This is a genomic window from Brucella anthropi ATCC 49188 (assembly GCF_000017405.1).
In the GTDB taxonomy this organism is placed as follows: domain Bacteria; phylum Pseudomonadota; class Alphaproteobacteria; order Rhizobiales; family Rhizobiaceae; genus Brucella; species Brucella anthropi.
Map to the genome: position 1 here is coordinate 1,669,340 of NC_009668.1, position 14,705 is coordinate 1,684,044.

Below are 14,705 nucleotides of genomic sequence, written 5' to 3' on the forward strand. Positions count from 1 at the left end.
GCTTATGAATTTCAAAGCAGCCGTTGGCGCCGGAAACGGTTGAGACGGCTTACAGACACGGACGATTTCGGCAATGAGCGATCACGAGGAGCGCAGAAAGGCGGGAGTTGAGAAACCTCTTCTCGCATTCTCCGACGCTCGCCCCGCTGGTCGTTTTGACAGCGAAACCGCACCACCCTGGACACCACCGGCGACGCCGGATGAACGCGCCGCGTTCTTTCGCCAGCACGATCATGCTGCGCAGGAAACACCAGAACCGGCGGAACCTGTTCTCGAAGAGGAACTGGATGATGCCGATGTCGCCGAGCTGCAAAAGCGCGTCGCGCTGATCGAGGCGGAACTGGAACGCAAGGTTCAGGAACGCGAGCGCCGCAAAGTCACAGTCGAAACTCCCGTTCCAACGCCAGAGCCGACCCGCGCGCCGGCCCCGGAGCCGATCAAGCGCCAGCGCCCTGTCATTGACGGACCGGCACCTGATGCGGAATGGAAACCACTGATCGATCCGCGCATCGCTATCGACGTGCTGCGGGGATCGCGCAGGCTCCTGCTTGTCAGCACACTACTGGGTGGTGTGGTCGCCGCGCTCTATGCATTGTCCTTGCCGCAGATGTATGTCGCATCGACGGATATTCTGGTCGATCCGCGCAATATCAAGACCGTTGGAGACGAACTGACGCCAGGTCAGCTCCCGACCGATGCGTCACTTGCCGTTGCGGAAAGCCAGGCACGCATCATCGATTCCAGCAGTGTGCTGCTGAAAGTGATCGACAGGACCGAACTGACAAAAGACCCCGAATTCAACGGCACTCTGGTTCCGACCGGCATTGCCGGGCTGTTTGCACAGATCAGGGATATGCTGTCGCCCAAAAAGGCAAGCGACAGCCAGACACTGCAAACCCGCGTCCTGTACAATCTGCACAAGAGCATCGCCATCGGTCGCGACGCCAAGACCTTCATCTATTCAATCTCGGTGAAAACGCGTGATCCGCAGAAATCGGCATCGCTTGCGAACACGATCAGTTCCGTGTTCCAGAGCGAGCTTGCATCCGTGCAATCCGATGCTGCACGGCGCACTTCGGATGAATTGTCGAACCGTCTTGCCGATATGCGCGCCAATGTCGAACAGGCGGAGCGCGCAGCAGCTGATTTCCGCGCCTCACGCGATCTCGTCAATGTCGACGGCAAGCTGATCAGCGATAACGACCTGACCCGGCTCAACGACCAGTTGACCAACCAGCGCGCTGAAACAATGCGGCTTCAGGCCCGTGTGCAGGTACTGAACAGCGCCACATCCGACAGTGTTGTATCCGGTACCTTGCCGGAAGATCTGCGTTCCAACACGCTGACCGCGCTGCGCGCGCAATATGCGCAGGCGCGCCAGACGGCAAGCGGCCTGTCCACCCAGCTTGGGCCGCGCCATCCGGCACTCATTCAGGCACAGTCGCAGGCAGCCACGGTCCTGAACGACATCGATGCCGAATTGCGGCGCATCCGCTCTTCGCTGCAAGTCGAGGTCGCCCGGTCCGTGCAGCAGGAAAAAGACCTGACCGCCCGCCTGGCGCAGCTAAAATCGCAACAGGCGAACAATAGCGGCGATCTGGTGAAGTTGCGTGAGCTTGAGCGCGAAGCCACAGCACGGCGCTCGGTCTACGAAGCCTTCCTCCTGCGCTCGCGCGAGACGAACGAACAGGAAGGTCTGAATACGGCCAATGTCAGGGTTTTGTCGGAAGCTCGCCCGCCGCTCGATCCCGCAGGCACATCGCGCAAGCTGATCGTCATTGCCGGGCTGATTGCAGGCTTCCTTGCAGGCCTTGCAATCACAGCCGTCCGCAACTTCGGACGGCTGCTGCGTCTATCTTAGAGCGCGTTTCGATCTGATTGGATCAGATCGGCGCTCTATCTCTTTGTTTTGACGCGCATCTTTTCCGAAAACCGTTTCACACTTTTCGGGATGCGCCCTAATTCACGCGGACTGCCGCAAAGAGGTCTCAACGCGCGGCACCTTGCGCCCGCTGGCACGCAGAATGCCATGTGTCCCGTCAAGATGGCCGGGCTTCAGCTCCAACGCCAGAAAGCGACGCTTTTCATAAGGGCCGGGCATGGCAAGCTCGCCGGTCTTTTCAGCGGTGAAGCCGAAACGCTCGTAGTATTCCGGATCGCCGACAAGGATGATCGCGCCATGGCCGCGGTCTTTTGCTTCATCGATCGCACGACGCATCAACGCCGAACCGATACCGCAACCGGCAGCGGACGGATCGACCGCCAGCGGGCCGAGCAGCAAGGCAGGCACCGGAAAGCCGAAAACATCGAGACCGGCATGGACATTCCATAGCCGCACAGTACCTGCAAGCAATCCGTCTTCGCCAAGCGCGGCAAAAGCCAGACCGTCCGCAGGCAGGCGACCGCGACGCAGCTTCTCCGATGACTTCCGATGACGGCCTTCACCCATCGCGCGATCCAGCAGCGCTTCACGCGCAAGCACGTGCTCCAGCGTTTCGCCCGCTATTGTGAAAGCCGGAGCGACGATGGTTGCAGTATGTTCCTGAATTTCCAGAGTTACATTCATGACATCTATCCCCGCAAAGCGGCAGCAACACACCCCACCCAGCGCCTTGCAGCACTGGGCGGATTGAGAGGATCATTCGGGACTTTTGAAGATATGATCTAATCCGAAAATCGGTTCCCACTTTTCGGGATCATACCAAGTCTGAATGATCAGATGACGTAGGATCGGAGCGGTTCGAAGCCGTTGAACGCCACCGCCGAATAGGTGGTGGTGTATGCGCCCGTGCCTTCGATGAGGATTTCATCACCGATGGTCAGCGAGACCGGCAGCGGGTACGGCGTCTTTTCATAAAGTACGTCCGCACTGTCGCAGGTCGGGCCAGCCAGCACACATGGTTCGGTTTCGCTGCCGTCATGCGGGGTCACGATCTGATAGCGGATCGCCTCGTCCATGGTTTCGGCGAGACCGCCGAACTTGCCGATGTCGAGATAGACCCAGCGCACATTGTCGTTGTCTGCCTTGCGCGAGACCAGAACCACTTCGGTCTTGATCACGCCTGCATTGCCGACCATGCCGCGACCCGGTTCGATGATGGTTTCCGGGATACGGTTGCCGAAATGCTTGGACAGCGCATCGAAGATCGCCATGCCGTAGGCCTGAGCAGTCGGCACGTCCTTGAGGTAACGGGTCGGGAACCCACCGCCCATATTGACCATGCGCAGGACAATGCCTTCGTCAGCCAGGGTGCGGAACACCGATGCTGCATCGCCAAGCGCGCGGTCCCATGCAGAGAGGTCCGTCTGCTGCGAGCCGACGTGGAACGATACACCGTAGGAATCGAGACCGAGCGACTTTGCATGGCGCAGAACGTCGATGGCCATCGCAGGCACGCAACCGAACTTGCGCGACAGCGGCCACTCAGCACCTTCACCATCCGTCAGCACGCGGCAGAACACGCGGCTGCCGGGAGCGGCGCGAGCAACCTTCTCGACTTCTTCAACGCAGTCGACCGCATAAAGGCGAATGCCCAGCTCGAAGGCGCGCGCAATATCGCGCTCCTTCTTGATGGTGTTGCCATAGGAGATGCGGGTTGGCGTTGCGCCGGCTTCCAGAGCCATTTCGATTTCAGCAACCGACGCAGTATCGAAGCACGAGCCGAGCGAAGCGAGCAGGCGCAGGATTTCCGGCGCAGGATTTGCCTTCACCGCGTAGAAGATGCGCGAATAGGGCAAAGCCTTCTCGAAGCTCTGATAGTTGTCGCGCACGACGTCGGTGTCGACGACGAGGCAAGGACCGTCCGGACGGCGGGTGTTGAGGAAGTCGATGATACGCTGCGTTGCCATGGTCGTTCTCCCGCACGGCTTGATCTTGCCGTATTCTGGTGCGTAACCCCGAAAAGTTTCAGACTTTTCGGAAAGGATTACGCAGAAAAGGACTTAGAGAATTTCGCAGGTCCTCTTTGGACCAAGAGAAACTCTAAGGACAAAGTGTGCATGAACGCATCCGCCGTGAGGCCAGCCTTTGGAGGTGCTGATGTCACGCGAAAACTCATGCGGCGATGGAACAACGCTAAACCCGCGTTACTCCGCTTTGTCTGCCTTGGATTGGAATTGGAGAACCGCATCCGCACTTCTGGCAATGAAGGTGTGCCTCTTCAGTAATTTCGGCTTTTGGACAGCCGAAAGACACTAGAAAGGCCCGCACCGTCGTTGCTTCAAGATGTCCTCGATCTGGCGGTTGGCCAACAGATCGACTGGAGCGGTTAGGTCCAGGTACCGTACCGAATTCCTCACCATTCGAGGATCGGCGGACACCCACAGGCACGTGCGACTTTGGGCAAGCGCGATATAAGCGCAAAGTCGTGTCCATTCAATGACAAAAATTCCTCCGGACGAATTTATTTTGGCAGGATCGCGTTGAACGGCACGCTTGCCATTGTTCAATATAAGTGAAACATTCGCAGCTCAGACCTGCCTCGAAAGAGCGTAAATAGACCGTTAATTGCTGCATGTTGTGAACAATGGCCAGTTTCGATCCCTTCAACGCCATCATTGCAAAACCCGAAAAGTCACCCGTTCACACAACGGACGGACCGCTTAAAGGTGAACGGCTGGCCGTAAAAGACATTTATGACGTCGCCGGAATGGCGACCGGATGCGGGAATCCGCAGATCGAGGCCGAATCACCTCGCGCCGAAAGATCGGCTCCGGTGGTGGAGAAGCTCCTCGCCGCCGGTGCCGAATTTGTCGGCAAGGCGCAGACCGACGAGCTTGCCTTCTCCCTGATGGGCCAGAATTCGCATTTCCCCTATCCGATCAATCCGGCAGCACCGGACCGCGTTACCGGCGGCTCATCATCCGGTTCGGCAGCAGCAGTGGCGGGCAAACTCGCCGATATTGCGCTCGGCTCCGATACGGGCGGCTCCATTCGGGCACCTGCAAGCTTTTGCGGTCTCGTCGGCCTGCGCACCACCCATGGCCGCATTCCGCTCGAAGGCATCATGCCGCTTGCGCCCTCGCTCGATACGATTGGATGGTTTGCACGCGATATCGACCTTTACGACCGCGTTGGCTCTATCCTGCTTGGCAACGACGCCCGAGAATTCAGGCTGACGCAACTTCTCTATATGCCGGTTCTGGAACAGCTTCTGCTCGGTCAGCAGGAAACAGACGCCTATCGCACCATGTTCGCCCAAGTGCGCCCGCACTTCTCGGGTCTCAAGGCGGCGAGCCAGCCGACGCTCTCGATAGACGAACTCTATCTGGTCTTCCGCCACATACAAGGCGCGGAAGCCTGGGCGACACACGGCGGCTGGATTTCCTCCGGTGATCGCAAGCTCGGTCCCGGCGTCGCGGACCGTTTTGCCTTCGGCGCGGAAATCGCCGCTGATCTCGTTGCCAGCCAGCGTATGCGCCGGGCACAATTCACGCAGGAACTCGAACAGATCGTCGGCAATGATGCCGTGCTGGCGCTACCGACCGTACCGGGTGCAGCTCCGCTGGCAAAAGAGCCTTTCGAGACATTGCAGGCCTATCGCGAACAGGCTTTGCGCCTGCTTTGCCTTTCGGTACTTTCCGGCCTGCCGCAGATCACATTACCTTTGGGACAGGTGCAGGGCGCACCTTTCGGGATTTCCTTCATCGGACCACGCGGCAGCGACCGGGCGCTGATCGGGCTGGCCAAAAACATCATCGGGAAGCGGGGCTAGACCATGGACACCCTCACACGTATGCGCGCCTTCATCGACGTGGTCGAGGCGGAAGGCTTTTCCGCCGCTGCGCGAAAAATCGGACGTTCCAAGGCGCTTCTTTCCAAATATGTGCGGGAATTGGAGGACGAACTCGGCGCACGCCTTCTCAACCGTACCACGCGGCAATTTTCGCTGACCGAAGCCGGTCACACCTATTATCACCGAGCGGTGGAGATCATTCGCGAGATCGACGCGCTGCAGGATGCTGTCAGCGAAACCAGTTCTGACGCGCGCGGGCGTATCAAACTGTCGGCCCCGCGCACTTTTGCCGATGCCGTCATTGGGCAGTCGCTGATCGACTTTTGCCTCGCCCATCCGGACATTGTGCTCGATGTGCGGCTGGATGACCGTTTTGTCGATCTTGTGGAGGAAGGCTTCGATCTTGCGATCCGCATCACGCGTTTGCAGGATTCTTCCCTCATTGCCAAGCGCCTGTCGCCATTCCATTCCATCCTGTGCGGCGCGCCCGAACTCATCTCCCGCGTCGGCAAGCCCGAACGTCCGGAAGATCTGGCCGATCGGCCTTGCATCATCGACACCAATGCACGCTCGCGCAACAATTGGCATTTCCGCAATACGGATGGCTCGATGATGACAGTTCCCGTCAACGGTCCCATCGAGGTGAACAGCCCCGTCGCCACCAAGAATGCAGCACTCGCCGGGCTTGGCTTCTGCATGCTGCCCGCCTTCATCGCCGAAGAAGAAATCGAGCGCGGCAGGCTGGTTGCGTGTCTGGATGAATTCATCGTGAAGGATGGCGGCATCTATGCCGTCTATCCACATCGGCGCTATCTGCCGGCAAAAATCCGGGCATTGGTCGATTTTCTGACCCAATGGTTCAAGGAGCGGGAATAGAATGCATCCTGAAAAGTGTGAAACGGTTTTCGGGACTAAGATATACGATAAAGCAAATAGAACGTCGCACTTTCGCCGCCTTCGGGCATAAGCGTGGGAAAACTCTAACGGAAAGTTTTATGCTGGTTTCGTCGTCTTGGCTCAAAAGCAGGTTCGTTCGGTCTGCCGCAGCTGCACTGCTGGCCGGTCTCGTGCCGACGGCTGCGCTCGCTCACCCGCATGTCTTTGCCGACGCACGACTGGAACTGACCATAGCCCCCGATGGCACAGTGCAACAGCTTGCGCATGTCTGGCGTTTCGATGACGTTTTCTCCTCCACCGTCCTGATGGAATTCGACAAGAATGGCGATCTGCAGCTCGACAAGAATGAATTGATCGACCTCGGCCATGTCATCAACGGCTCGATTGCCGAGTTCAAATATTTCCAGACTGTTCTGGACGATGGCAAGGACGTGAAAATGGCGAGGCCGACCGACCTCGCAGCAGATTTCACCGACAATCGCCTGCTCATCATCTTTACGAGCAAGCCTGAAAAGCCGTTGAAACTCGCCCCCGGCCACAAGGTCAGCTTCGGCGTCTACGACCCGACTTTCTATACTGCCATCGATTACATGAACGACAGCGATCTGGTTGTGAAAGGCCTGCCCGCAGGCTGCACCTCCAAGGTCGTGCGCCCCAATCCGGATGAAGCGCTCGCCCAGAATCAGGCGACACTGACCGATGCCTTCTTCAACGATCCGGCAGGCACGGACATGTCGAAAATATTCGCGACCCGTCTTGAGATAGACTGCGAACCGAAAGGGAAAACAGGCTGATGAGAAAACCGGCTACCTTCATTCTAACTCTTTGCCTTACGATGATCGTTGCGCAGGCCTATGCGCAGTCATCGCTCGGTATCGGTGCGAATGAGGTGGCGATGAAGCCAACCGGGCCTTTCGCGCACATCATTCTCTGGATGAACGAACAGCAGCGCTCGTTTTATCTCGCCATGACCAATGCGTTGAAAGCCATGCGTGAAGATCCTTGGCAGGCTTCGGTTCTGGTCGGACTTTCCTTCGTCTATGGCATTTTTCATGCGGCAGGGCCCGGCCACGGCAAGGCAGTCATCTCGTCCTACATGATCGCCAACGAAACGGCGCTGCGGCGCGGCATCTTCCTGTCGTTCATTTCGTCGCTTTTGCAGGCGATTATGGCCATCGCCGTGGTCGGTCTGGCATGGTTCCTGCTGCGTGGCACCGGCATTTCCATGAATCAGACCGCGCGCTACATGGAAATTGCAAGTTTTGCGCTGGTCCTGTTTTTCGGCCTTTGGCTTCTGGCGCGCAAACTACCGCTACTTTTCAAGAAGCAAGACGATGCAAGCCCCAGCCCGGCCTCGTCGCTTTTTGCCGCAGCACCCGAACCGGCAATGGCTTCCGGTCCGGCATGGCAGGGCAGTATTTCGCAGACCACGCGCGCGGCGGCTGCCACCAGCACAGTAAAGCTCAATTACAAACCCGCAACCGCTGCTGCATCGGATCATATCTTCATTGGCGAGGGCGATGTGTGCGCCGCGTGCGGCAACGCCCATATTGCCGATCCGTCGACGCTCGGCGACGACTTCAACTGGAAAACGGCGTGGTCGGCGATTTTCTCGGTGGGCCTGCGTCCCTGTTCGGGTGCGCTGATCGTGCTGACGTTTGCGCTTTTGAATGGCCTGATGGTCGGCGGACTGCTTTCAGTCTTCGCCATGGCGTTCGGCACATTCATCACCGTGGCTGTTCTTGCCACGCTGGCTGTCACAGCAAAAAACACGGCCTTGCGATTTGCAGGCAGCAATGCCATGTCCGGACGGCTGAAGGCGGCAATCGAAGTTGCCGCCGCCCTGTTCATCGCGCTGACAGGTGCGCTTTTGCTCAGCGCTTCGCTGGTTGGTTAATCCTTGTTCTGGCGGCGCGAGCGCAGCCAAAAAATGGCGAAGAAGCCCAGAACGAAAACTATCGGGAAGATAATCGCCGCGATTTGCGAGCGCTCGCCCAGCGCCAGCATGATGCTGGGCACGAAATAGGCAAGCACCCCGAAGCCGATCAGGATGATGGCGGCAGCAATTGCCGGATTACTCTTCTTGCGCTCAGCCAAGATCACGAAACTCCTCCAGCTTCTTCTTCTGCTGACCGTCACTATCAAAGTTTTCCGGCGCAAGCCATGCCTGATAGGCTTTCTTCAAGGCAGGCCATTCGCTGTCGAGAATGGAAAACCATGCCGTATCGCGGTTCTTGCCTTTCGCCACCATATGCTGGCGGAAGATTCCCTCGAACGAAAAGCCGAAGCGCTCCGCAGCCCGCTTGGACGGCAGATTGTCGTTGTTGCACTTCCATTCGTAGCGACGATAGCCAAGCTCGTCGAAAATATACTGCATGAACAGAAATTGTGCTTCGGTGGCGGCAGGCTTGCGCGAAATCAGTGGTCCCCAATAGATGTTGCCGATTTCAATCGCGCCGTGAGCGGAATCGATGCGCATCAGGGTCTGGCGTCCGGCAACCTTGCCGCTTGCCTTGTCGATGACGGCGAAAAACTGCGGGTCTTCGCTTTTCGCCACCTTTTCCAGCCAGGGCTCGAATTCCTCGCGGGTTGCGGGCGGAAACTCGAACAGCCACGTAAAGCGCTGATCCGCATCGGTGACCGAAGAAGCGGCGAAAAGTTCGTCCCCATGCTTCTTCGGGTCCAGCGGCTCCAGCCGCACATAACGACCTTCAAGCACTTTGCGTTCCGGCTTGGGGCGCGGCGTCCAGTTCTGCAAATCAGTCATGCCTATTCTCCCATTCGGCCGAGACAGGAGCATAAAACAAGCGGGGCGAAAACCGGATTATTGTCCCCGCGTCATTTTTCCCGAATAGCCGCCCGATCAACGGAAACCGCCTTCACCAGCGCAACCACATGGTCACCTGTTTGAAGGGCCAGTTCATCTACAGAACGCCGCGTCAGCCGCGCACCAAGACGACGTCCCTGAAAGTCCAGCGAAACATAGGCATTCGGGCCATCATCCGCCGTAACGGCAGTGACGGTCACCGGCAGCACATTGCGGATGCTGATCGCTTCCGGCACCTTACGTGCGATGGAGACGTCGCGCGCACGCACGCGCAGCCGCACACGCATATTCTGTTCCAGCCCCGCATCGCTGAGCTGGAACGACGCGCCGCCGAGATCGATTTCCGCCAATTTGTAGCGCTCGTCATAAGACGAAACCATCCCTTCCAGCAACACGCCGCCGCCCTCGCCCTCGGCGTCGATCAGCGGAAACACATCCGCCGCCGCACCACTTGCCGTCACCCGGCCAGCGGAAAGAAGCACGATTTCGTCGGCAAGCCGCGCAACCTCATCGATTTCATGGCTCACATAGACAATCGGCACATGGCTTTCATCGCGAAGACGCTCGATAAAGGGCAGAATTTCCTGCCGGCGCGCATGGTCGAGTGAAGAAAGCGGCTCGTCCAGCAAAAGAAGTGCGGGATCAGACAACAGCGCGCGACCGATAGCGACACGCTGGCGTTCGCCGCCGGAAAGCGTCGATGGCCGCCTGTCGAGAAGATCATCAATGCCGAGCAGCGCCACCACCTCGTCAAAGCTCCGTGTCGCCTGCCTGTGCCCGGCCCAACGCGCATAAGTCAGGTTCCGCTTCACGCTCATATGCGGAAACAACCGCGCTTCCTGAAACACATAGCCGATGCGGCGCTTTTCCGGTGGTAGATTTACGCCCTTTTCGGCATCGAACAGCGTGAAGTCACCCACGGCAATGCGTCCGCTCTCCGGACGGAGTGTTCCGGCAATCATTTTCAGAAGCGTCGTCTTGCCGGCGCCCGAATGGCCAAACAATGCAGTCACGCCCCAGTCGGCGGCGAAATCGGCCTCGACAGGAAACCTGCCATTGCGCCCTTTGATCGAGACAGCAAGCCCGCTCATTTTGTCGCTCCCGCAAGCCTGCGCTGCAACCACTCGGAAAGGACCACGGCGGCAATTGAGATAGCTGCAGATATGGCAATCAGACGGAATGCTTCGGCATCACCCGTTGGCGTCTGCATCAGGGCATAGATGGCAAGCGAAAGGGTCTGCGTTTCGCCGGGAATGTTGGATACGAATGTGATCGTAGCACCGAATTCACCCAGCGCCTTGGCAAAACCAAGCACTGCGCCTGCAAGCACACCGGGTAGCAAGGGCGGCAGAATGACCGTGAAGAAAGCCGTGAAGCGGCTGGCGCCAAGCGTGCGCGCCGCTTCCTCAAGTCCGCGATCCAGCCCCTCTATCGAAAGCCGGATCGGCCGGACGAGCAACGGAAACGCCATGACACCGGCGGCAAGGGCGGCGCCCGTCCAGCGAAAGGCAAAGGAAAGACCGAACAATTCCTGCAAAGGCGCTCCCAGAGCACCCCGCGCGCCAAACAGGATCAAAAGCAGATAGCCCGTCACCACCGGCGGCAGGACCAGCGGCATGGTGACGATAGCCTGCGCCAGAGACTTGCCCGGAAAATTGAACCGGGCAAGAATCCAGGCGACGATAAAGGCAACTGGCAGCGCAACAATGATGGCTATTCCGGCAACCCGGAGCGACAGAGACACAATCTGCCAGACATTACTCTCAATCATCTTTGGCCATCATTATTCAGCAGCCTCCGCAGCTCCCACGAAGCCCTTGTCCTTGATGATCGCCTGACCGGCATCGCTTTCAAGGAAAGCCAAGAAAGCCTTGGCGGCATCGGTTTCGTTCTTCGCAACAAGTGCCGCCGGGTAAAGGATCGGGGCGTGGCTGCTAGCAGGGAAGCGATAGGCTTCGACCAGTTCCGGTGCCGCGGCACGGTCCGACGCGTAGACGATGGCCGCCTTCACTTCCGCGCGGCTGACATATTGCAGCGCAACGCGAACATTCTCGGCAAATACGCCATTCTTCTCGACGTCTTTCCAAATGTTGAGCTTTTCAAGCGCTGCCTTGCCGTATTTGCCCGCCGGGACATTTGACGGATCACCCATGGCAAAACGACCGGCGCTCAAAAGCTCCTTGGCGTCACCCTTCGGCGTGTCTTTCTGCGTTGCAATCACCAGCGCATTGCCGGCGATCACCTTGCGTGAAGCCTTGTCGATGGCATCGGCCTTTTCGACATAATCCATCCAGTCGAGATCGGCGGAAATAAAAATCTGCGCCGGAGCGCCCTGCTCGATCTGCTTGGCCAGAACCGACGAAGATGCAAACGACGCGACCACTTCGGTACCGTCCTTGGCCTTCATCTGTTTGGCTGCTTCTTCGATAACGTCTTTCATGCTGGCGGCAGCGAAAACAGTCACCTTCTCGGCAGCATGGGCAACCGAGGCGGCACCCGCAGCAACGGTGATGAGAAATGCGGCGATCAGTTTCTTCATGAGTATCCTCCATATTGCCTGCGACGACAGGCAAACCATCATCCGCCGGAAAACCGGCGCTGTTTCTGTATGAGCATTGGAGATTTCCTATGCCCCGACTTGCGATGATGGGTGTGATGGAGGCAAACGCGACCCGGATGCCGTCAAACCCTTGATGCACGGGCGTCCATGCAAAAGCCGCCCAAATTCCGTAACGAATTCAGATCGTTCCGGAACCAGAGCCACCATAATGGGATGAAATCTGTTTGACCAGCCCTGTGGGGATGCATGCGGCAATAGATCATTGCCGCAAAATGGCGTCAGCTGCCGATATGTTTGTGCGCCCCGCGCATTTCGGCGAGCTTCACCTGCTTCTGGCGTTCTGCGTAGCGGGCGCGATCTTCCGGCGTGCGCTCGTCATAGCAACCGGCACAGGAAACGCCTTCCTCGAAAAACTGTGAAAGCTTGTCCTCCGGCGAAATCGGACGGCGGCAAGCGCGGCACAACTCGACATCACTTTCAGCAAGGCCATGGCCCACGGCCACGCGCTCGTCGAACACGAAGCACTCGCCGTTCCACATGCTGTCTTCACGCGGAACTTCCTCAAGATATTTCAGGATACCGCCCTTTAGATGAAAGACATCGTCGAAGCCCAGCCCCTTGACGAAGGCCGTTGCCTTTTCGCAGCGAATACCGCCTGTGCAGAACATGGCGATCTTCTTGCCTTCCAGCTTGTCGCGGTTCTGCTCGACCCATTCGGGGAACTCGCGAAAAGTCTTGGTCTGCGGATCGAGCGCCCCTTCGAATGTGCCGATGGCATATTCATAATCGTTGCGCGTATCGACCACGACGGTGTTCTCATCGGCGATGAGTGCGTTCCAGTCCTGCGGCGCGATATAGGTGCCGACGCTTTTCAGCGGATCGATACCATCGACACCCATGGTGACGATCTCACGCTTCAGCCGCACCTTCATGCGATGGAACGGCATTTCGGTCGCATGGGAATATTTGAGCTCCGGGTCAGCCAGACCGGGGATAGCCGTGATGTGCTGCACCAGCTTTTCAATTGCCTGGGGTGTGCCTGCAACCGTCCCATTGATGCCTTCCGCCGCCAGAAGCAGCGTTCCCTTGATGCCATTCGAACAGCAAAGCTTGGCAAGCGGCTCGCGCAGGCTTTCATATTGCGGGAGCGGCGCAAAGCAATAAAGGGCGGCAACGGTGAAAGGCAAATTGCTCATCGGTTCTATCTTCTTTGAAAACTATCCCGCAACTAATCCCCACAAACGGCGAATTCAAGTCAACTTTATCCTCATGCGACCAAGACGCCCCAAAATCCGCCTCGAAGACCACTTTTCGAGGAGAGAGATATGTTCGACAGCCAGACAATTGCAGCCCTGACGACAATGGCAGATGAGACGGAGATTAACCCGGCGGCTTTGCTGGCAATTGCGGAAGTGGAAAGCGGCGGGAAGGCGCTATTCGATATCAGCGGAGGCAAAGAACCGGCCATCCGGTTCGAGGGCCATTATTTCGACCGCAGGCTGTCCGGTCGTGTGCGTGACTACGCGAGGAGCAACAGCCTGTCCGCACCGGTCGCAGGCCAGATACGCAATCCGAAATCGCAAGCTGCGCGCTGGCTTCTGCTTGAACGTGCGATGGGCTTGAGCAAAAAGGCAGCGCTTGAATCCACCTCCTGGGGGCTGGGGCAGGTTATGGGTGCGCATTGGGAATGGCTTGGTTATGCCACCGTCGATGAACTTGTGGCGGAAGCACGCGGATCGATTGCCGGGCAGGCGCGGCTGATGCTGCGCTTCATCGAAAAGGCAGAGCTTCTCGACGTGCTGAAGGCCCGTAACTGGCGCGAGTTCGCCCGACGCTATAACGGTCCGGCTTTCGCCCGCAACGAATATGACAAACGCATGGCCGAAGCCTATCAGCGCTGGCAAAAGCGGCTTGAGAACTTTAAAAGAGCCGCGTGATCAAGCCTTCTTCAATGGTGGACAAACCGACGAAGGAGATTTAAATCGATTTATCCACTCAAACAGCCGAGCAAGCCGATGTCCCAGAAAACCGATCTTCTCGTCCCCATCATGACAGGCCAGCCGGTCATTCCGGTTCTGTTGATCGACAAGGTGGAACATGCTGTTCCGCTGGCACGCGCGCTTGCCAAAGGCGGATTGCCCGCCATCGAAATCACCCTGCGCACGGCTGCGGCACTCGATGCCATCCGCGCGGTCGCATCGGAAGTGCCGGAAGCAATCGTCGGTGCCGGGACGATCCTCAATGCCAAACAATATGAGGATGCAGCGAAGGCTGGTTCGCGCTTCATCGTCAGCCCCGGCGCAACGAAATACATCGTCGCTGCCGCCAATGACAGCGACGTGCCACTTCTGCCCGCCGCCATTACACCGAGCGAAATGCTGGCGCTCCGCGAAGAGGGCTATACCCATCTGAAATTCTTCCCCGCTGAACAGGCTGGCGGCGCATCGTTCCTGAAGGCGCTGTCCTCTCCGCTGGCCGGAACCTTCTTCTGCCCGACAGGCGGCATCAGCCTTGCAAACGCCAGGAATTACCTGTCGCTGCCGAACGTCGTCTGCGTCGGCGGCTCCTGGGTTGCACCGAAAGAACTCGTCGAGGCTGGCGACTGGGATGCAATCACCGACCTTGCAAGTGAAGCAGCTGATCTGAAAAGCTGAGTAAGCTCATATGGCATGTAAAAAGGGGCCTC

At 58.2% G+C, this 14,705-nt stretch carries 15 protein-coding genes; 7 read left to right on the plus strand and 8 right to left on the minus strand.

Translation table 11 applies throughout. From position 1 onward, the window contains the following. Nucleotides 1-73: 73 nt before the first annotated feature. Nucleotides 74-1,861, plus strand: coding sequence for a GumC family protein (locus tag OANT_RS21880; protein ID WP_012093537.1), 1,788 nt, complete (start codon nucleotides 74-76; stop codon nucleotides 1,859-1,861). 102 nt (nucleotides 1,862-1,963) lie between these two features. Here the strand turns inward: OANT_RS21880 and OANT_RS21885 are convergent, their stop codons facing one another. After that, nucleotides 1,964-2,566 carry a GNAT family N-acetyltransferase gene (locus tag OANT_RS21885; RefSeq protein WP_012093538.1) on the minus strand — a complete coding sequence of 201 codons (603 nt, stop codon included), beginning with the start codon at nucleotides 2,564-2,566 and terminating at the stop codon, nucleotides 1,964-1,966. Between the two features lie 149 nt (nucleotides 2,567-2,715). Next, on the minus strand, nucleotides 2,716-3,849 hold the full coding sequence (gene odc2, locus OANT_RS21890; RefSeq protein ID WP_010660694.1) for an ornithine/lysine decarboxylase: 1,134 nt from the start codon (nucleotides 3,847-3,849) through the stop codon (nucleotides 2,716-2,718). 677 nt (nucleotides 3,850-4,526) lie between these two features. Here odc2 and OANT_RS21895 point away from each other — a divergent pair. The 4 genes from OANT_RS21895 (at nucleotide 4,527) to OANT_RS21910 (ending at nucleotide 8,529) form a co-directional block, all read left to right on the plus strand. After that, nucleotides 4,527-5,714, plus strand: coding sequence for an amidase (locus OANT_RS21895; RefSeq protein WP_012093539.1), 1,188 nt, complete (start codon nucleotides 4,527-4,529; stop codon nucleotides 5,712-5,714). Nucleotides 5,715-5,717: 3 nt separating this feature from the next. Next, on the plus strand, nucleotides 5,718-6,611 hold the full coding sequence (locus OANT_RS21900; RefSeq protein ID WP_010660692.1) for a LysR family transcriptional regulator: 894 nt from the start codon (nucleotides 5,718-5,720) through the stop codon (nucleotides 6,609-6,611). A gap of 119 nt (nucleotides 6,612-6,730) precedes the next feature. Continuing rightward, nucleotides 6,731-7,426: a DUF1007 family protein gene (locus tag OANT_RS21905; RefSeq protein WP_010660691.1), complete on the plus strand. Its 696-nt coding sequence runs from the start codon at nucleotides 6,731-6,733 to the stop codon at nucleotides 7,424-7,426. After that, a complete protein-coding gene (locus OANT_RS21910; RefSeq protein WP_012093540.1) occupies nucleotides 7,426-8,529 on the plus strand; it encodes a nickel/cobalt transporter in 1,104 nt (367 codons plus the stop codon). The genes OANT_RS21905 and OANT_RS21910 overlap by 1 nt, the downstream gene beginning before the upstream one ends. On the opposite strand, the gene OANT_RS21915 is transcribed toward OANT_RS21910, so the two are convergent. The 6 genes from OANT_RS21915 to trhO all read right to left on the minus strand — a co-directional run bounded on the left by OANT_RS21915 (nucleotide 8,526) and on the right by trhO (nucleotide 13,215). Then, entirely contained in the window at nucleotides 8,526-8,735 is a 210-nt protein-coding gene (locus tag OANT_RS21915; RefSeq protein ID WP_010660689.1) for a hypothetical protein, read from the minus strand. The two genes, OANT_RS21910 and OANT_RS21915, sit on opposite strands and share 4 nt — an antisense overlap. Continuing rightward, complete coding sequence (locus tag OANT_RS21920) at nucleotides 8,722-9,399, minus strand: GNAT family N-acetyltransferase (protein ID WP_012093541.1); 678 nt, start codon at nucleotides 9,397-9,399, stop codon at nucleotides 8,722-8,724. Before OANT_RS21920 ends, OANT_RS21915 begins: the two co-directional genes overlap by 14 nt. 71 nt (nucleotides 9,400-9,470) lie before the next feature. Beyond that, nucleotides 9,471-10,550, minus strand: coding sequence for a molybdenum ABC transporter ATP-binding protein (gene modC, locus OANT_RS21925; protein WP_012093542.1), 1,080 nt, complete (start codon nucleotides 10,548-10,550; stop codon nucleotides 9,471-9,473). Further along, complete coding sequence (gene modB / locus OANT_RS21930; protein ID WP_012093544.1) at nucleotides 10,547-11,230, minus strand: molybdate ABC transporter permease subunit; 684 nt, start codon at nucleotides 11,228-11,230, stop codon at nucleotides 10,547-10,549. The genes modC and modB overlap by 4 nt, the downstream gene beginning before the upstream one ends. A 12-nt stretch (nucleotides 11,231-11,242) precedes the next feature. Further along, entirely contained in the window at nucleotides 11,243-11,998 is a 756-nt protein-coding gene (modA, locus tag OANT_RS21935) for a molybdate ABC transporter substrate-binding protein (RefSeq protein WP_012093545.1), read from the minus strand. Between the two features lie 299 nt (nucleotides 11,999-12,297). Further along, nucleotides 12,298-13,215, minus strand: coding sequence for an oxygen-dependent tRNA uridine(34) hydroxylase TrhO (gene trhO / locus OANT_RS21940; RefSeq protein WP_012093546.1), 918 nt, complete (start codon nucleotides 13,213-13,215; stop codon nucleotides 12,298-12,300). 129 nt (nucleotides 13,216-13,344) lie between these two features. On the opposite strand from trhO, the gene OANT_RS21945 reads away from it, so the two are divergent. Next, nucleotides 13,345-13,956, plus strand: coding sequence for an N-acetylmuramidase family protein (locus tag OANT_RS21945; protein ID WP_012093547.1), 612 nt, complete (start codon nucleotides 13,345-13,347; stop codon nucleotides 13,954-13,956). 78 nt (nucleotides 13,957-14,034) lie between these two features. Continuing rightward, nucleotides 14,035-14,673, plus strand: coding sequence for a 2-dehydro-3-deoxy-phosphogluconate aldolase (locus OANT_RS21950; protein ID WP_012093548.1), 639 nt, complete (start codon nucleotides 14,035-14,037; stop codon nucleotides 14,671-14,673). The last annotated feature ends 32 nt before the right edge of the window (nucleotides 14,674-14,705 follow it).